The organism is Pantoea sp. SGAir0184 (assembly GCF_043544755.1).
Map to the genome: position 1 here is coordinate 3,139,955 of NZ_CP028050.1, position 16,695 is coordinate 3,156,649.

General features: G+C 58.8%; 16 protein-coding genes and 1 other annotated feature. Of the genes, 7 read left to right on the plus strand and 9 right to left on the minus strand.

Annotation, left to right across the window (positions count from 1 at the left end; all coding sequences use genetic code 11):
* Positions 1-5: 5 nt before the first annotated feature.
* Positions 6-650 carry an adenylate kinase gene (adk, locus tag C1N60_RS14960; RefSeq protein ID WP_021507222.1) on the minus strand — a complete coding sequence of 215 codons (645 nt, stop codon included), beginning with the start codon at positions 648-650 and terminating at the stop codon, positions 6-8.
* A 151-nt stretch (positions 651-801) separates the two neighbouring features.
* Complete coding sequence (locus tag C1N60_RS14965; protein ID WP_150360930.1) at positions 802-1,629, minus strand: DUF6024 family protein; 828 nt, start codon at positions 1,627-1,629, stop codon at positions 802-804.
* Between the two features lie 189 nt (positions 1,630-1,818).
* Between C1N60_RS14965 and C1N60_RS14970 the strand changes: the two genes are divergently transcribed.
* Both C1N60_RS14970 and C1N60_RS14975 read left to right on the plus strand, forming a co-directional pair.
* Positions 1,819-2,688 carry a LysR substrate-binding domain-containing protein gene (locus C1N60_RS14970; protein WP_058769402.1) on the plus strand — a complete coding sequence of 290 codons (870 nt, stop codon included), beginning with the start codon at positions 1,819-1,821 and terminating at the stop codon, positions 2,686-2,688.
* A gap of 207 nt (positions 2,689-2,895) precedes the next feature.
* Complete coding sequence (locus C1N60_RS14975; RefSeq protein ID WP_196368259.1) at positions 2,896-4,023, plus strand: DDE-type integrase/transposase/recombinase; 1,128 nt, start codon at positions 2,896-2,898, stop codon at positions 4,021-4,023.
* A 92-nt stretch (positions 4,024-4,115) separates the two neighbouring features.
* Here C1N60_RS14975 and htpG read toward each other — a convergent pair whose 3' ends face one another.
* From htpG to C1N60_RS15005, 6 genes are all read right to left on the minus strand, one after another.
* Positions 4,116-5,984 carry a molecular chaperone HtpG gene (htpG, locus tag C1N60_RS14980; protein ID WP_185749251.1) on the minus strand — a complete coding sequence of 623 codons (1,869 nt, stop codon included), beginning with the start codon at positions 5,982-5,984 and terminating at the stop codon, positions 4,116-4,118.
* A gap of 106 nt (positions 5,985-6,090) precedes the next feature.
* Complete coding sequence (recR, locus tag C1N60_RS14985) at positions 6,091-6,696, minus strand: recombination mediator RecR (RefSeq protein ID WP_031279660.1); 606 nt, start codon at positions 6,694-6,696, stop codon at positions 6,091-6,093.
* Entirely contained in the window at positions 6,696-7,025 is a 330-nt protein-coding gene (locus tag C1N60_RS14990; protein ID WP_010616869.1) for a YbaB/EbfC family nucleoid-associated protein, read from the minus strand. Before C1N60_RS14990 ends, recR begins: the two co-directional genes overlap by 1 nt.
* Positions 7,026-7,074: 49 nt before the next feature.
* Positions 7,075-9,054, minus strand: a complete 1,980-nt coding sequence (dnaX, locus tag C1N60_RS14995; RefSeq protein WP_394521052.1) for a DNA polymerase III subunit gamma/tau — start codon at positions 9,052-9,054, stop codon at positions 7,075-7,077.
* Positions 7,672-7,733, minus strand: a sequence feature (DnaX frameshifting element). It overlaps the preceding gene by 62 nt.
* A 247-nt stretch (positions 9,055-9,301) precedes the next feature.
* Positions 9,302-9,853, minus strand: coding sequence for an adenine phosphoribosyltransferase (apt, locus tag C1N60_RS15000; RefSeq protein WP_031279659.1), 552 nt, complete (start codon positions 9,851-9,853; stop codon positions 9,302-9,304).
* A gap of 150 nt (positions 9,854-10,003) precedes the next feature.
* Entirely contained in the window at positions 10,004-10,387 is a 384-nt protein-coding gene (locus C1N60_RS15005; RefSeq protein ID WP_058775241.1) for a DUF454 family protein, read from the minus strand.
* A gap of 58 nt (positions 10,388-10,445) precedes the next feature.
* Between C1N60_RS15005 and priC the strand changes: the two genes are divergently transcribed.
* From priC to rsmS, 3 genes are read left to right on the plus strand one after another with little or no spacing between them, the layout of a single operon-like run.
* Positions 10,446-10,955, plus strand: a complete 510-nt coding sequence (gene priC, locus C1N60_RS15010; protein WP_394521760.1) for a primosomal replication protein PriC — start codon at positions 10,446-10,448, stop codon at positions 10,953-10,955.
* Positions 10,956-11,004: 49 nt separating this feature from the next.
* Positions 11,005-11,250 carry a GlsB/YeaQ/YmgE family stress response membrane protein gene (locus C1N60_RS15015; RefSeq protein WP_021507213.1) on the plus strand — a complete coding sequence of 82 codons (246 nt, stop codon included), beginning with the start codon at positions 11,005-11,007 and terminating at the stop codon, positions 11,248-11,250.
* Positions 11,251-11,258: 8 nt separating this feature from the next.
* Entirely contained in the window at positions 11,259-11,414 is a 156-nt protein-coding gene (rsmS, locus tag C1N60_RS15020; protein WP_394521053.1) for a pleiotropic regulatory protein RsmS, read from the plus strand.
* Here rsmS and acrR read toward each other — a convergent pair.
* Positions 11,411-12,049, minus strand: coding sequence for a multidrug efflux transporter transcriptional repressor AcrR (acrR, locus tag C1N60_RS15025; RefSeq protein ID WP_031279658.1), 639 nt, complete (start codon positions 12,047-12,049; stop codon positions 11,411-11,413). The two genes, rsmS and acrR, sit on opposite strands and share 4 nt — an antisense overlap.
* A 142-nt stretch (positions 12,050-12,191) precedes the next feature.
* On the opposite strand from acrR, the gene C1N60_RS15030 reads away from it, so the two are divergent.
* On the plus strand, positions 12,192-13,382 hold the full coding sequence (locus C1N60_RS15030) for an efflux RND transporter periplasmic adaptor subunit (protein ID WP_058757947.1): 1,191 nt from the start codon (positions 12,192-12,194) through the stop codon (positions 13,380-13,382).
* A gap of 17 nt (positions 13,383-13,399) precedes the next feature.
* A complete protein-coding gene (locus tag C1N60_RS15035) occupies positions 13,400-16,549 on the plus strand; it encodes a multidrug efflux RND transporter permease subunit AcrB (RefSeq protein ID WP_021507209.1) in 3,150 nt (1,049 codons plus the stop codon).
* Positions 16,550-16,695 lie beyond the last annotated feature (146 nt).

The window sequence follows — 16,695 nt, forward strand, 5'->3', positions numbered from 1 at the left end:
ACCACTTAGCCGAGGATATCGGCCAGCTGTGCACTCACTTCGGTCACCTGGCGGGTGCCGTCGATTTTGTGGTATTCGGTGTTACCGGCTTCGGCTTCTTTGCTGTAGTAAGCAATCAGCGGCGCGGTCAGCTGATGGTATTCCACCAGACGCTTACGCACGGTCTCTTCCTGGTCATCTTTACGCGTGGTCAGCTCTTCGCCGGTCACGTCATCTTTACCTTCCACTTTTGGCGGATTGTATTTGATGTGGTAAACGCGGCCTGACGGCGCATGCACGCGACGGCCGACAATGCGATCGACAATCAGTTCGTCCGGTACGGCGAACTCGAGCACGTAATCCACCTTGATGCCCGCCTCTTTCATGGCGTCAGCCTGCGGAATGGTGCGTGGGAAACCATCGAGCAGGAAGCCGTTTTTGCAGTCTTCCTGCGCGATACGCTCTTTAACCAGCGCAATCACCAGCTCGTCCGTTACCAGTTTACCGGCATCCATGATGGCTTTCGCCTGCTGGCCCAATTCGGTGCCGGCTTTAACAGCCGCACGCAACATGTCGCCCGTGGAGATCTGCGGAATACCGTATTTCTCCATGATGAATTGAGCCTGAGTGCCCTTACCTGCGCCCGGTGCCCCGAGCAGAATAATACGCATTGCGTAATTCCCCTTGCGAATCGCATTGATCAATCTGAGAAGGCCAAGAACATACCATTATGACCCGCACACCACAAGGCAACGGGCCCCCGGGCGCTGAAAGGCTTACTTTGACCTGCTTTAGCGCGGTGCGCCAGTAGCAGGCGTGTTTTTAAGAATTTCGGCTGTCTCTGAGCACCTCGCGCAGCCGTTTTTTTAGCGCAGCGGTGACGTTCTGCGGCTTATTGCCGTTGCCGCGTACGCTGACCGGCAAAAACAGGCGATGCGGCGCGGGCAGCAGCTGCATATCCGCGGGCAACGCTGGCAGCGCACTGCCGGGCGGCAAGGGCAGCAGCGCAAACGGCAGGCCGGGCTGGTGAATCGACTGCAGCGTGAACGGCGTATCCAGCGTCAGGCTATCGACACTGGCAACGTTGAAGGGTTGCCATTCGTCCTGCGCCATGCACTCCAGCGCGCGTTCCGGCGCGTCACCCAGCGCCAGTCCCTGTTCGAACAGCCGCAGTTCGCTGCGCACCAGCGTACTAAAATCATGAGTACGCAGCGCAATCAGCACCAGATCGTCGCTCAGCATCGCATGCTGATTCAGCTGGGTGACAAACAGTCGTGCCTCGCTGATGAGTCGTTTATGCAATACGCTGGCGAAGGAGCCGGACGCGTGCGTCACGCCCTGGCTCTGGCAGGCGTTCAGATTGCGCACCCGGCCCTGCTGCATATCGACGTGATCGACCAGCGCGATATTGCCCGCCATCATCGGCAGGGCCGGCAGCACGCTGAGTTCGCTGACCGGATATTGCGCGGCGTAGCGCGTCTGATTGCGCGCCTGCTCCTGGCGCAGAAACAGTTGCGAGAGCAGCACGCGCGCGATGTGCAGTGAAGGGGCAAAAAACAGATCGTAATTTTCCAGCCGATAGTGACGGGACAGCAAGCCGCGCAGCCGATCGCGCGCCGCCGCCCTGGCAGTAGCCTGTTGTGAAGTCATCACGTGACATTTCTCTTGGTTATTCTGCTGTGTGAAGCTGGCGCTGGCAGCGGACATCGCCGCTGGTGTACACAGCGAAGCCGGTCCGTCAACCCGCCAGATTAAGCAGGAAAGGTTAGGTTAATGCGGCTGGACATTAAAATGATATAAACTGACAATCCCTGTTAGGTTTTTACACAGGGGATGAGTATGACCGCGCTTCCGTCGTTACGTGCACTGCACTATTTTCATCAGGCGGCGCTGCATTGCAGCTTTAGCGTCGCGGCCGAATGTCTCCATGTCACCCACAGCGCCATCAGCCATCAGATTCGCCAGCTGGAGAGCTGGATGGGCAAACCCCTGTTCATCCGCACTAACGGGCGCGTGCGCTTAACCTCTCACGGCGAACGTCTGCTGGTGAGCTGCCAGAAAGCCTTTAGCGAACTCTCTACCACCTGCGTAAGTATTCGCACCGGGATGCGCAATCATCTGAGCGTCGCCTGTACCCCAAGTTTTTTATCCCAGTGGCTGATTCCGCGCATCAGCAGCTTTTACCAGCGCTATCCCGATATTGAAGTGCAATTTCAGCCGCAGGGCGAGATTGCTCAGCTGCGCAGCGAACACACCGATGTGCTGATCCTCAGTTATGAACAGGCGCCGGACGACGACATAGATGCCTCGCTCATCAGCGATGATTACGTTGGCCCGCTGTGCGCCCCACAGTACGCGGCGCGTTTTCACAGCGAGCAGGATCTGGCGTCGCTGCCGCTTTTGCACGCCGATACCCGCCTGCAGGCCTGGGCCGAATGGGCGAAGATCAGCGGCGTGCGCGGTAATTTTTGGCTGGGCAAACATTTCGATAATCTGACGCTGGCGATTCAGGCCGCGAGAAACGGGCTGGGCGTGATTGTGGCGCCGCGCCTGCTGGTGCGTCAGGAGCTGAACGACGGCACGCTGATTGCGCCGCTGGGGTTTGTGCGCGCCGACCGTGCCACCTGGATGATGACCAAGCGGTCACGCCAGCACGATGCGGAGATTACGTTGTTCCGGGATTGGCTGCGGGATGAAGCGCTGAAGTAAGCAAGGGCGGCATAAATAAAAAAGGTCGTCATTAATGACGACCCTACAGAGAGTGGACAGTTGTCGAATCGGTGACAGGTAACCTGTAGGGTCGGCATTTAGGTACAAACCGGCCACATGGGTAACACTTTAGACCGGGCACATGGGTAACAGTTATAAACGGCATAGCAGAGGAGACTCACTATGCCCTGGACTGAGACTGTTACCATGCAACGCCTTGAATTCATCCTCGCCTGCCAGGCAGGCGGGGAATCCATGACGCAGCTGTGTCACCGCCACGGCATCAGCCGCAAAACCGGCTACAAGTGGCTCAGCCGCTTTAACCCCGGCGAGCTCTCCTCGCTTGAAAATCTCTCCCGCGCCCGCCATCTCCAGCCCGATAAAATCGCCCCCGACATCGCCGCGCGCCTTGTTCAGTTCCGCCAGCAGCACCCCGACTGGGGGCCAAAAAAAATCCGCCACTGGTTCCTCAGCAACGGCGCTGACTTCATCGTGCCCGCCGCCAGCACCATCGGCGACCTGCTGAAGGCGGCGGGAATGGTGCAGCCGCGGACGCCGCGTAAGCGAACGCCGGGCAACCTGCGCAGTCTCACGACACCCGTGAGGAATAACCACGTCTGGAGCGCTGATTTTAAAGGGCGCTTCCGCCTGAAAGACGGCAGCTGGTGCCGCCCCTTCACGCTCACCGATAACCACAGCCGCTACCTGCTGTCCTGCGAGCCGGGCACGTCGGAGACCACGGTGTTCGTGCGCGGCTGCATGGAAAAGGCCTTCCTGGAAGGCGGGCTGCCCGACGTTATCCGCACCGACAACGGCTCGCCCTTCGTTGCGCCGGGCATCCTCGCGCTGACGCAGCTGAGCGTGTGGCTGATAAAACTGGGGATACAGCCGGAAAGAACCGCGCCGGGCTGTCCGGGGCAGAACGCCCGCCACGAGCGGATGCACCGGTCGCTGAAGGTCGCCATGAGCCATCACGACGTCTTTGGCTCGCTGCCAGAGCAGCAGGCGTGGTGCAGCGGATGGCGGAACGAGTTCAATCAGGAAAAGCCGCATGAGGCGCACGGGCAGCAGCCGCCCGCAAAAATATGGACGCCTTCACCGCGGAAATGGAACGGAAAAGTGCCGGAGGTGGGTTATCCGGAGGGGGCGAAGCTGTACAAAGTCGGTGAAAAAGGCGACCTGAGGCTGAACGGGCGGACCTTCCTGAGCGCAGCGTTACGGGGCGAGTACGTGCGGTTCCTGGAAGTGGACGACGGCATTGACGTCATCCTCTTCGACAGGCTCATCCTTGCGTATTATGACCGGGCAGAAAAGCGTATTATCCGGATCGACTGACCACAAAAAGTGTTACCTGTGTGCCCGGTCTGATCTGTTACCCATGTGCCCGGTCGTACCTTTATGCCGACCGTTTCGATTACCGCACCGCGTTACGCCGTCAGCAACTGATTCATGCGGCGGATAAACTGGTTAGGATCGTCCAGCGTGCCGCGCTCAGCCAGCAGCGCCTGATCCAGCAACAGTTCAACCCACTCCGCAAAGCGCGCTTCATCCTGCGTATCAGCCACGCGTTTCACCAGCGTATGCTCCGGGTTGATCTCAAAGATGTACTTCACTTCCGGCACATCCTGACCGGCTGCAGCGAACAGCTTCGCCATCTGCGTGGTCATTTCGTTGGCGTCGGTGGTGACAATCGCCGGCGTGTCGGTGAGGCGATGGGTCAGGCGCACCTCTTTGACGCGCTCGCCCAGCAAGGTTTTCACGCGATCGACGAACGGCTCCAGCGCTTTTTCCGCTTCCTTCTGCGCTTCCGTCTCTTCGTCCGCCAGCTTGCTCAGCGACTCATCCGCTTTGCTCACCGACTGGAACGCTTTGCCATCGAACTCAGTGAGGTAGCTCATCATCCACTCGTCGATACGATCGGACAGCAGCAGGACCTCGATGCCTTTCTTACGGAACAGCTCCAGATGCGGGCTGCTTTTCGCGGCGGCATAGCTGTCGGCAGTGATGTAGTAAATCTTCTCCTGCCCTTCAACCATGCGGCTAACGTAATCTTCCAGCGAAACGGTTTGCGCCGCGCCTTCGCTCTGGGTGGTGGCGAAACGCAGCAGTTTAGCAATCGCCTCCTGGTTGGCATGATCTTCCGCCGGGCCCTCTTTCAGCACCAGACCGAACTCTTTCCAGAACTGCTGATATTTCTCTGCGTCGTCTTTGGCCAGTTTTTCCAGCATTTGCAAGCTGCGTTTGGTCAGCGCGGCGCGCAGGCTCTGCGTGACGCGGCTGTCCTGCAGGATCTCACGGGAAACGTTGAGCGGCAGATCGCTGGAATCAATCAGGCCACGCACAAAGCGCAGGTAGTTGGGCATGAACTGTTCCGCGTCATCCATGATGAAGACACGCTGCACGTACAGTTTCAGACCGTGCTTGCTGTCGCGGTTCCACATGTCGAACGGCGCACGCGACGGGATGTACAGCAGGCTGGTGTACTCCTGCTTACCTTCGACGCGGTTGTGGCTCCAGATGGCCGGATCGCTGAAATCATGGGCGATGTGTTTGTAGAACTCGTTGTACTCTTCGTCGCTGATTTCGCCTTTGTTGCGCGTCCACAGCGCCTGGGCTTTGTTGATCTTCTCCCAGGTGACGGTATCGTTCTCTTCGTCTTTGGTCTCGATCTCCACCGGCAGCGCGATGTGATCGGAATATTTGCTGATCACGTTGCGCACGCGCCACGCGTCGAGGAAGTCATCTTCGCCTTCACGGAAGTGCAGCGTAATTTCGGTGCCGCGATCGGCTTTCTCAATCTCCGCCAGCGTATACTCGCCTTCGCCGGCGGATTCCCAGAACACGCCTTCGTCGGCTTTGGCGCCCGCAGCACGGGTGCGTACCGTCACTTTGTCAGCCACGATAAACGCCGAGTAGAAACCGACGCCGAACTGGCCGATCAGTTGGCTGTCTTTTGCCTGATCGGAACCCATCGATTCCAGAAACGCTTTGGTGCCGGATTTCGCGATGGTGCCGAGGTTTTCAATCACCTCATCACGGCGCATCCCGATGCCGTTATCGCTCAGCGTCAGCGTGCGTTTTTCCTTGTCGACCGAGATACGCACGCGCAGGTCGCCATCGCCTTCATACAGATCCGGCGTCGACAGTGCGCGGAAGCGCAGCTTGTCAGCCGCATCGGAGGCGTTGGAGATCAGTTCACGCAGGAAAATCTCTTTGTTTGAATAGAGGGAATGGATCATCAGGTGCAGAAGTTGTTTTACCTCTGACTGGAAGCCACGCGTCTCTTGTCCTTTCATGGTCATTGCTACCTCAACAGAATCGGGGTTGATCAATTGTTGAGAGTGAAATGGGGATGGTGGGAAGAATTTCAAGCCGGTATCGCAGCAGGATACCGGCAAGTGGTCAGAATTTAATCTTGTGCCGTCCGGCAAGCGAGTGCGACAGCGTTGTGCCGTCGACCATTTCCAGTTCACCGCCGACCGGAACCCCGTGCGCAATGCGGCTGGCGTCAACGCCATACTGGCCGCACAGCTCGGCGATATAGTTAGCCGTGGCTTCGCCTTCCACCGTGGGGTTGGTGGCGAGGATCACCTCCTGCAGCGTCTCACGTTCAAGGCGCTGCTCCAGCCGATCCAGGCCAATATCCTGCGGGCCGATGCCGTCCAGCGGCGACAGATGGCCCATCAGCACAAAATAGCGACCGCCAAACTGGCCGGTCTGCTCGATGGCGTGGATATCCGCCGGGCTCTCCACCACGCAAATCTGGCCGTTTTGCTGACGGCGGGGATTGGCGCAGATGGTGCAGATCTCCTGCTCGGTGAAGGTGCGGCAGTCGGAACAGTGGCCGATCTCTGCCATGGCGCGGGTCAGCGCCTGCGCCAGACGCATGCCACCGCTGCGATCGCGCTGCAACAGATGAAACGCCATGCGCTGCGCCGATTTCGGGCCAACGCCCGGCAAACAGCGCAGCGACTCCATCAAAGCTTCAAGCAGTGGACTGGTTTGCATCAGAACGGCATCTTGAAGCCAGGCGGCAGCTGCATACCGGCAGAGACGGACGCCATCTTCTCTTTCTGCGTTTCATCAATACGGCGCGCCGCATCGTTGAACGCCGCAGCGATCAGATCTTCCAGCATCTCTTTGTCATCTTCCAGCAGGCTGGGATCGACTTCCACGCGGCGGCAGTTGTGCGCACCGTTGATGGTCACTTTGACCAGGCCAGCCCCTGATTCGCCGGTGACTTCCAGTGCGGCGATCTCTTCCTGAACTTTGGCCATTTTATCCTGCATCTGCTGGGCCTGTTTCATCAGGTTGCCCAATCCGCCTTTACCAAACATAGTTTTCTCTCTCTGCTGGGGCTGCGCGCAACGCTGCGCGACAGCGTGATCATACGGGTCGGATACTCTCTTCATCCAGGTCCGCATCAAAGAAGCGACGCAGCGTCTGAATGTGGGTATCGCTTTCGATCGACTGACGCGCCTGCGCCAGTTTCTCTTCATAAATGGCCTGACGCCACTCCAGCGGCGTCAATACCGCCGGATTATCGTCTTCCACGATGGTCAGTTCAACCGTCTGGCCGGCCGCCTGGCTCAGCGCGTCCTGAATCGCCTGGCGCGCCGGGGCAGAGTTGAGATGACGCTGGCTGCTGCGCAAATGCAGCGTCACGCCCTGCTCATTCACCTCTTTCCACGCGTTCAGCGCGACCTGCTGGACCAGCTTCGGCAGCGTCAACGTGGCGATTTCCGCCGCCCAGGCATCGCGCTGCAGCGCCTCTTCCGCCAGTTTGAGCGCCAGCTCTGGCGTTTTCTCATGCTCCAGCGCAGAACGCAAGGCTTTTGGCGTCGCCACCGGCTCCGGCTTGATCTCCTCCTGCTGCTGGGCTTTCCAGCGATACGCTTCCGGTTTCGCCGGCGCTTTTACCGCCGGCTCAGACGCGCGCTGTTGCACGCGCTCGGTGACGCTTGCCAGACGTTCCAGCGCCGGGTTTGCCGGCCGCGCGGAACGCGCTGCCGGCTCACTCTTTTTTGCTTTGCCGGCTCCCTGACGCAGCAGCTGCGTCCGCGCCTGTAACAGCTGACTGGTGGCGTCGGGCAAGTTATCCGGGGCCGGTGCCATATCGGGATAATCATCGGCCGGCGGTGGCGACTCATCCATCGGCGGTGCCATCTGCGGCTGCGCGGCCACAGCGGGTGCGGCTTTGGTCTGAGGCGCTGGCGCGGCAACGGCCGGCGCGGCCTGCGGCGTCAGCGACGGGCGCGCCACCGGTTCAGCAATGGTGGCCTGCGGATGAAACGCCAGCGCACGCAGCAGCGTCATTTCCACGCCCAGCCGACGATCCGGCGCCAGCGGCAAATCTTTGCGCCCCATCAGCAGCGTCTGATAATAGAGCTGAACGTCAGCAGGCGGCAGCACGCGCGCCAGTTCGCGCAGGCGCTGCGCCTGGCTGGCATCATCTTCGCCAAGCGAGCTGGGCAGCAGCTGGACCATCGCGATACGGTGCAGCAGACGCAGCATCTCCACCAGCAGCGCCTCCCACTCCACGCCGCGCGATGCGGCCTGATTCAGCAGCGCCATCACCTGTTCGCCGTTGCCTTCCACCAGCGCTTCAATCAGCGCCAGCGGCTGTTCATCATCCAGCGTGCCCAGCATTTGCGCCACGCTGTCGCGCGTGACGCTGCCCTGCCCCATGGCAATCGCCTGATCGGTGAGGCTGAGCGCATCGCGCATACTGCCGTCGGCGGCGCGCGCCAGCAGATGCAGCGCGCGCGGCTCGGCGTCAATCTGCTCCTGCTGCAGCACGTGCGCCAGCTGCTGCTGAATCTGTTCGACGTCGAGGGCTTTCAGGTGGAACTGCAGGCAGCGCGACAGAATGGTTACCGGCAGCTTCTGCGGATCGGTGGTCGCCAGCAGGAATTTCACGTGTGACGGCGGCTCTTCCAGCGTTTTCAGCAGCGCATTAAAGCTGTGGCGCGACAGCATGTGCACTTCATCGATCAGATAGACCTTAAAGCGCCCGCGTGCGGGCGCATACTGCACGTTATCCAGCAGGTCGCGCGTGTCTTCCACTTTGGTGCGCGAGGCGGCATCGATTTCGATCAGATCGACAAAGCGCCCCTGTTCAATCTCGCGACAGTTATCGCACTGTCCACACGGCGTGGCCGTGATACCGGTTTCGCAGTTGAGGCCTTTGGCCAGCAGACGCGCAATCGAGGTTTTCCCCACGCCGCGCGTGCCGGAAAACAGATAGGCATGATGGATGCGTCCCAGTGACAACCCGTTAGCCAGCGCCGTCAGCACATGTTCCTGACCGACTACGTCGGCGAAAGCCTGGGGACGCCATTTTCGCGCAAGTACCTGATAGCTCATGTGGATTCAATCACTGGAGTTGTTTAACCTGGCACAGCAGCACGCTCAGTTGCGCCGATTCTGCCGTGGGACTTAGGGGAAAAATGCGGTGACGCAAACCCTGTTTATTTTGACAGGAGTGTAACAGCCACAGCCGGATATGCCTATACCCGTGATACGTCGCGCGCTGCGCTTCAGGGCGGAATACGCCTGTCAGGGAGTGCGAAGAGAGGCGCCGCCGGGCATCAAGGCGGGCGGCGCGATGGCCTTAGTGGCCGGGGAAGTTGACCAGGCTGTAGCAGTCGATACCCAGCGCGTTCAGGCGCGCTTCGCCGCTTAAATCAAACAGGTTGATCACGAACGCGGCATCTTTAACTTCACCGCCCGCACGACGAATCAGTTTCACCGTGGCTTCAAGGGTGCCGCCGGTAGCCAGCAGATCGTCCACCACCAGCACCACATCGCCGGGTTTGATGGCGTCTTTGTGCAGTTCCAGCGCGTCTGAACCGTACTCCAGTTCATAGCTTTCGCTGAAAGTTTCACGCGGCAGTTTGCCCGGCTTGCGCACCGGCACAAATCCCACGCCCAGACCCAGCGCAACCGGCGCCCCGAACAGGAAGCCACGCGCTTCGGTGCCCACCACTTTGGTGATGCCTTTATTACGATAACGCTCCACCAGAATGGCGATCGCTGCGGCATACGCCTGCGGATCTTCCATCAGACTGGTGACGTCACGGAACAGGATGCCCGGCTTCGGATAGTCAGGAATGCTTTTGATGCTGTTTTTGATCAGTTCAAGCTGCTGCGCAGTTGCGGTCATAAAGGTTACGCCTGGAAAAATATCTAAAACGCGCAGCTTCAACAGCGCCAATACCCGGAAACCGGGTTAAGCGAAGTCGTTTCTCAAAGGGAAGCCACGCACGAAGATGCCCAAATCTAAGCAAACAGCCGGCTAAATGCAACCCTGATGCTACGGTTCGTGCGGGTTCGCACTTTCTGCTACAACCGGGATGCGCCACAGCATGAGCAACAATAGCGCCAGCATCACACCGAGCAGGATGCGCAGCCACAGCAGCTTCACCAGCCAGATTGAAACCGCAAAGGTGATGACAATCAGCAACATGGCGCGGCTTTTGGCACCGGGCGGCATGGCGCGATGCTGCTGCCAGTGACGCAGATAGCGGCCAAACGGCGAGCGCCACAGCAGCCAGTGATGAAAGCGCGGCGACGAGCGGGCAAAACACCAGGCGGCCAGCAACACGAATGGCGTGGTCGGTAGTAAAGGTAATACAATGCCCAGCGTGCCCAGCACAATCGCCAGCCAGCCAAGGCTTAACAGTAAAATGCGCTGCATGCCAGATGCCTGAAAAATGTCACAACAGCGCTACGTTAACACAGACGGAATCGAAGTGATGCCTCAACTGCCCGCCCAACAGCGTCTTCACGCTATGATTGACACGCTGCGCCAGCAGATTGCGCAGCAGCCGGACGGTAGCTGCCGTCAGCCGCGCTTTGACGCGCAGCTGTTTCGCTGTAAAGGCACGCGGCTGGCTGACTATCTGCAAGAGCTGCAGCACAATGCGGCGCAGCTCGCGGCGTCCGACAGTGATGCGTCGCGCAGCCAGTGGCTGGCGCAGAAGGTGCTGGACCAGATTGCCGCGCTGCAGCGCGAGTGCAGTAGCCAGCAACTGCGCGTGGTGCGTGAACAGCCGCGTCGCGATCCGCTGCAGCCGAAGCGTGATGAGTACCGCGGCTACGAAACGCGATTGCTGGCCATGCTGCAGCAGCGCGAACAGCACCTGGCGCGCGCTGAAACGCTGAGCGTGCAGCAGCAGCTGATGCGCGAGGTGGAGATTCTGCAGGAGCGGCTGGCGCGCTGCCGCGCCGCACTGCATAAACTGGAGATCGCGGCGCAGCAGTAAGCCGTTCGCTTTCCTCTATACTGGAAACAGCGCTGACGGGAGGAGAAGCATGACCCTTATCATCTGGATTATTATTGGCCTGGCTGCCGGCTGGCTGAAGCGGAGGGTGTTTCCCGGCCGTCCCGGCGGACTGGTGCCGACGCTGGTGCTGGCGGTGATCGGCGCGCTGATTGGCGGCTACATCGCCACGTATTTCACCACGGGTGACCTTGGTACGCTTCATCCGATGGGCTTTGCCGTGGCGCTGGCCGGTGCCCTGCTGATGCTGCTGGTCGCCGCTAAACTACGTATTTAGGAGACACTATGACGCTGGATACCGCGCCGGATGACATCAAGCTGGCGGTCGATTTAATTCAGCTGCTGGAGGAAAACCAGGTGCCCACGGTCACGGTGCTGGCTGCGCTGGCGATTGTCCAGCGCGATTATGAGCAGAAGCTGGCGGCCGAGCGCACCGCTTAGCGCGTGCCGGCGAGCGTCGGGCTCAGGCGCAGCATATCTATAAAGGCCTCGACCACCTGCGGCGCTTCACTCACCAGATCAAAACTTTGCGGATTGAACAACCAGCTCTCCATCATGCCGCTGATGTAGCCGCGCATCAGCAGCGCCGCCTGACGGGTGTTGAGGCTGGCCGGGAGCTGCCCGGCCTCGATACAGCTGCGCAGCACCTCTTCGATGCGGTCATAACACGCCTGCAGCAGCCCCTGCTGCATCGCCATTAACGTCGACATTTCGCCAACGAACTCACATTTATGGAAGATAATCTCCATTAATGCGCGTCTTTGTGGATCCTTTGCTGTGGCTTCAAGGATATAGATCAGCATCGAACGCATTACAGAAAGTGGATCGCCAGGGTATTTTGTCTGATACTCAAGTTCCACATCGTCGAGCCCGGCGTCGCAGCGCAGCCAGATCTCCTGTAACAGATCGGCTTTATTTTTAAAATGCCAGTAGATAGCGCCACGCGTGACGCCAGCGGCCGCGGCGATATCCGCCAGTGAAGTGGCGGCCACACCGTGTTCAGAAAAGTGAGCTAAAGCGGCATCCAGAATTTGATGTCGCGTTTCAAGTGCTTGCGCTTTGGTTTTTCGTGCCATAGAGGACTGTTTTTACAAACTGGCAAGTTTACATACATTTGTGAATGTATGTACCATAGCACGACCCGTGTTTTAACGCAGCAATGGGTTTAAAGGTTTGTGATCCATTGATCATTTGATATCGGACACTAGAGGTTTATTTATGAATAAAAACAGAGGATTAGCGCCTCTGGCGGCCGCCGTGATGCTTACAGGCAGCTTTTTGTTAACAGGATGTGATGATAATAAATCCCAGCAAGCCGCCCAGCAGCAGCCCCCGGAAGTGGGTGTTGTCACGTTAAAAAACGAGCCCCTGAAAATCACCACCGAACTGCCAGGCCGTACTTCGGCGTTCCGCGTGGCTGAAGTGCGTCCGCAGGTGTCAGGTATCATTCTCAAGCGTAATTTTGTTGAAGGCAGTGATGTTAAAGCCGGCGATTCGCTGTACCAGATCGATCCCGCCACCTATCAGGCCGCATACGACAGCGCAAAAGGCGATTTAGCCCAGGCTCAGGCCAACGCGCGCGTTGCCCAGCTGACGGTGAATCGTTACAAGCCACTGCTGGGTACCAAATATATCAGCCAGCAGGACTACGATAACGCCGCGGCCACCGCCGCGCAGACCGCCGCAGCCGTACAGGCGGCGCAGGCCAATGTGGAAACCGCCCGCATTAACCTGGCGTATACCAAAGTGACCTCGCCAATCAGCGGCCGCATTGGTAAATCCTCGGTGACGGAAGGTGCGCTGGTGTCGAACGGCCAGACCACCGCGCTGGCGACCGTGCAGCAACTCGACCCGATGTACGTCGATGTGACCCAGTCCAGCGATGATTTCCTGCGCCTGCGCGGCGAGCTGGAGTCTGGTCAGCTGAAACAGAACGACGGCAAAGCTAACGTTACCCTGCTGATGCAGAACGGTAGCGCATACAGCCAGCCGGGCACACTGGAATTCTCTGATGTTACCGTGGATGAAACCACTGGCTCGATTACCCTGCGCGCGATTTTCCCGAATCCGGATCATCGTTTGCTGCCGGGCATGTTCGTGCGTGCACGTCTGGATGAGGGCACTAACCCGACGGCGCTGCTGGTACCGCAGACCGGCGTAACCCGCACGCCAACCGGTGAAGCCACCGCGATGGTCGTGGGCGCGGATAATAAAGTCGAAGTGCGTAAGATTACCGCGAACCAGGCGTTTGGCGACAAATGGCTGGTGACCGATGGCCTGAAAGAGGGCGATCGCGTGATTACCGTCGGTATTCAGCGTGCTAAACCGGGTGCTCAGGTGACGCCGCAGGAAGTCAAAGATGATGCCAAAGCCGCACCGGAATCTCAGTCTGCTAAATCATCGTCATAAACAGGAGCCGTTGATACATGGCTAAGTTCTTTATCGATCGCCCCATTTTTGCCTGGGTGCTTGCCATCATTATTATGCTGGCGGGTGCGCTATCGATTATCAAACTGCCGATCGAGCAATATCCCAACGTTGCGCCGCCGGCAGTTGAAATCCAGGCATCTTATCCGGGTGCAGATGCGAAAACGCTACAGGATTCGGTAACGCAGGTTATCGAACAGAATATGAACGGCATCGACGGGCTGATGTATATGTCCTCGAGCAGTGACTCTTCTGGTACGCTGACGCTGACGCTGACCTTCCAGTCTGGCACTGATGCCGACATTGCTCAGGTGCAGGTGCAGAACAAACTGCAGCTGGCGATGCCACTGCTGCCGCAGGAAGTACAGCAGCAGGGGATTCAGGTGAAAAAATCCTCCAGCAGCTTCCTGATGGTCGCCGGTTTCGTCAGCGAAGATGGCAGCATGACGCAGAACGACATCTCAGACTACGTAGCGTCGAACATCAAAGATCCGATCAGCCGTACGCCTGGCGTCGGTGACACTCAGGTGTTTGGTGCGCAGTATGCGATGCGTATCTGGCTCGATCCGCACAAGCTTAACAACTACCAGCTGACGCCGGTGGATGTGATCAGCGCGCTGCAAACCCAGAACACCCAGGTGGCCGCTGGTCAGTTGGGCGGTACCCCACCGGTGCCAGGTCAGCAGCTTAACGCCTCGATCATTGCCCAGACGCGTCTGACCTCGACCGAAGAGTTCGGCAACATCATGCTGAAGGTCAATCAGGACGGCTCACAGGTGCGCCTGCGCGATGTCGCGAAGATTGAACTCGGCGGTGAAAACTACGAGATCATTGCCCGCTATAACGGCAAACCAGCCTCCGGTATCGGTGTCAAACTGGCGACCGGCGCCAACGCACTGGATACCGCCGACGCGGTGAAAGCGGAACTGGCTAAGCTGGAACCGTTCTTCCCGGCCGGCATGAAAACCGTTTACCCGTACGACACCACGCCATTCGTTAAGATCTCCATTTTCGAAGTGGTGAAAACGCTGTTCGAAGCCATCGTGCTGGTGTTCCTGGTAATGTATCTGTTCCTGCAGAACTTCCGCGCGACGCTGATTCCTACCATCGCCGTGCCGGTGGTGCTGCTGGGCACCTTTGCCATCATCAGTGCCTTTGGCTACTCGATAAACACCCTGACGATGTTCGGCATGGTGCTCGCCATCGGCCTGTTGGTGGATGACGCCATCGTGGTGGTGGAAAACGTTGAGCGCGTCATGGCGGAAGAAGGATTACCGCCGAAAGAAGCCACCAAACGCTCGATGGAACAGATTCAGGGCGCGCTGGTTGGCATCGCGCTGGTGCTGTCAGCGGTATTTATCCCGATGGCGTTCTTCGGCGGCTCAACCGGGGTGATTTATCGTCAGTTCTCGATCACCATCGTTTCGGCGATGGCGCTGTCGGTGCTGGTGGCGTTGATTCTGACGCCAGCGCTGTGTGCCACCATGCTGAAGCCCATCAAAAAAGGCGAACACGGCAAAACCACCGGTTTCTTCGGCTGGTTTAACCGCCTGTTTGATAAGAGCACCAACCATTACGTCGACAGCGTCGGTCACATTGTGCGCAGCACCGGTCGCTATCTGCTGATTTATCTGCTGATTGTGGTCGGCATGGCTTACCTGTTCCTGAAACTGCCTACCTCGTTCCTGCCGGAAGAGGATCAGGGGCTGTTACTGGCGCAGGCGCAGCTGCCTGCCGGTGCGACTCAGGAACGGACGCAGAAAGTGCTGGATCAGGTTACGGATTACTTCCTGACCAAAGAGAAAGACAGCGTGAATTCGGTGTTTACCGTTAACGGCTTTGGCTTCGCCGGTCGTGGACAGAACACCGGTATCGCCTTCGTCAGCCTGAAGCCATGGGATGAGCGTGGTGATGCCAGCCTGAAAGTGCCGGCGATTGCCGGACGTGCAATGCAGGCGCTGGGTCAGATTAAAGATGCCATGGTGTTCCCGTTCAACCTGCCGGCCATTATCGAACTGGGTAACGCCACCGGTTTCGACTTCCAGCTGATCGATCAGGGTAACCTCGGCCATGAGAAGCTGACCGCCGCGCGTAACCAGCTGTTTGGCATGATCGCCCAGCATCCGGATACGCTGGTGGGCGTGCGTCCAAACGGGCTGGAAGATACGCCGCAGTACAAACTGATTATCGATCAGGAAAAAGCGCAGGCGCTTGGTGTGTCACTGTCCGACATCAACACCACGCTGGGTGCGGCCTGGGGTGGTTCTTACGTCAACGACTTCATCGACCGTGGTCGCGTGAAGAAAGTGTACGTGATGGGTCAGGCCGACTCGCGCATGCTGCCGGATGACATCAGCAAATGGTACGTGCGCAATAGCGCCGGGACCATGGTGCCATTCTCTGCCTTCTCTTCGGCGAAGTGGCAGTATGGTTCACCGCGTCTGGAGCGTTACAACGGTCTGCCATCAATGGAGATCCTGGGTCAGGCAGCACCGGGCAAGAGCTCGGGTGATGCCATGAACCTGATGGAGAGCCTCGCCTCGAAGCTGCCTGCGGGTATCGGCTACGACTGGACCGGCATGTCCTATCAGGAACGCCTGTCCGGCAACCAGGCGCCTGCACTGTACGCCATTTCGCTGATTGTGGTGTTCCTGTGTCTGGCCGCGCTGTATGAGAGCTGGTCGATTCCGTTCGCGGTCATGCTGGTGGTGCCGCTGGGTGTGATTGGCGCCCTGCTCTTCACCACGCTGCGCGGTCTGAGTAACGACGTGTACTTTGTGGTGGGCCTGTTGACCACCATTGGTCTCTCGGCGAAGAACGCCATCCTGATCGTCGAATTCGCCAAGGATTTGATGGAGAAGGAAGGCAAAGGGCTGGTCGAGTCAACGCTGGAAGCCTCACGTATGCGTCTGCGTCCGATTCTGATGACGTCGCTGGCGTTCATCCTCGGCGTACTGCCGCTGGCGATCAGCAGCGGTGCCGGCTCCGGCGCACAGAACGCCGTCGGTACCGGCGTAATGGGCGGGATGGTGACGGCCACCGCGCTGGCGATCTTCTTCGTGCCGGTGTTCTTCGTGGTGGTGCGCCGCCGTTTCAGCAAGAATAAGTCTGAGCTGGAACAGGGCCATCCGGTCGATCACCCTCACTGATAGTTTCTCTCTGCTAAAAGGCCGCGCAAGCGGCCTTTTTTATTGCGCACTCCCCCTGCCCGCACGTTCCATGACAAACCCGCACCGGACGCGTGGTTGCAATCCTGCGGCGTGAGGTTCATAATATTGTTATATTATAACATTAC

Bases quoted from the DNA above. Each gene is read 5' to 3' on its own strand.
- C1N60_RS15030 (WP_058757947.1), top strand. From the start codon at position 12,192: ATGAATAAAAACAGAGGATTAGCGCCTCTGGCGGCCGCCGTGATGCTT.
- C1N60_RS15015 (WP_021507213.1), top strand. From the start codon at position 11,005: ATGACCCTTATCATCTGGATTATTATTGGCCTGGCTGCCGGCTGGCTG.
- C1N60_RS15035 (WP_021507209.1), top strand. From the start codon at position 13,400: ATGGCTAAGTTCTTTATCGATCGCCCCATTTTTGCCTGGGTGCTTGCC.
- acrR (WP_031279658.1), bottom strand. From the start codon at position 12,049: ATGGCACGAAAAACCAAAGCGCAAGCACTTGAAACGCGACATCAAATT.
- C1N60_RS14965 (WP_150360930.1), bottom strand. From the start codon at position 1,629: ATGACTTCACAACAGGCTACTGCCAGGGCGGCGGCGCGCGATCGGCTG.
- recR (WP_031279660.1), bottom strand. From the start codon at position 6,696: ATGCAAACCAGTCCACTGCTTGAAGCTTTGATGGAGTCGCTGCGCTGT.
- C1N60_RS14975 (WP_196368259.1), top strand. From the start codon at position 2,896: ATGCAACGCCTTGAATTCATCCTCGCCTGCCAGGCAGGCGGGGAATCC.
- apt (WP_031279659.1), bottom strand. From the start codon at position 9,853: ATGACCGCAACTGCGCAGCAGCTTGAACTGATCAAAAACAGCATCAAA.
- C1N60_RS14990 (WP_010616869.1), bottom strand. From the start codon at position 7,025: ATGTTTGGTAAAGGCGGATTGGGCAACCTGATGAAACAGGCCCAGCAG.
- C1N60_RS15005 (WP_058775241.1), bottom strand. From the start codon at position 10,387: ATGCAGCGCATTTTACTGTTAAGCCTTGGCTGGCTGGCGATTGTGCTG.
- dnaX (WP_394521052.1), bottom strand. From the start codon at position 9,054: ATGAGCTATCAGGTACTTGCGCGAAAATGGCGTCCCCAGGCTTTCGCC.
- adk (WP_021507222.1), bottom strand. From the start codon at position 650: ATGCGTATTATTCTGCTCGGGGCACCGGGCGCAGGTAAGGGCACTCAG.
- htpG (WP_185749251.1), bottom strand. From the start codon at position 5,984: ATGAAAGGACAAGAGACGCGTGGCTTCCAGTCAGAGGTAAAACAACTT.
- rsmS (WP_394521053.1), top strand. From the start codon at position 11,259: ATGACGCTGGATACCGCGCCGGATGACATCAAGCTGGCGGTCGATTTA.
- C1N60_RS14970 (WP_058769402.1), top strand. From the start codon at position 1,819: ATGACCGCGCTTCCGTCGTTACGTGCACTGCACTATTTTCATCAGGCG.
- priC (WP_394521760.1), top strand. From the start codon at position 10,446: ATGCCTCAACTGCCCGCCCAACAGCGTCTTCACGCTATGATTGACACG.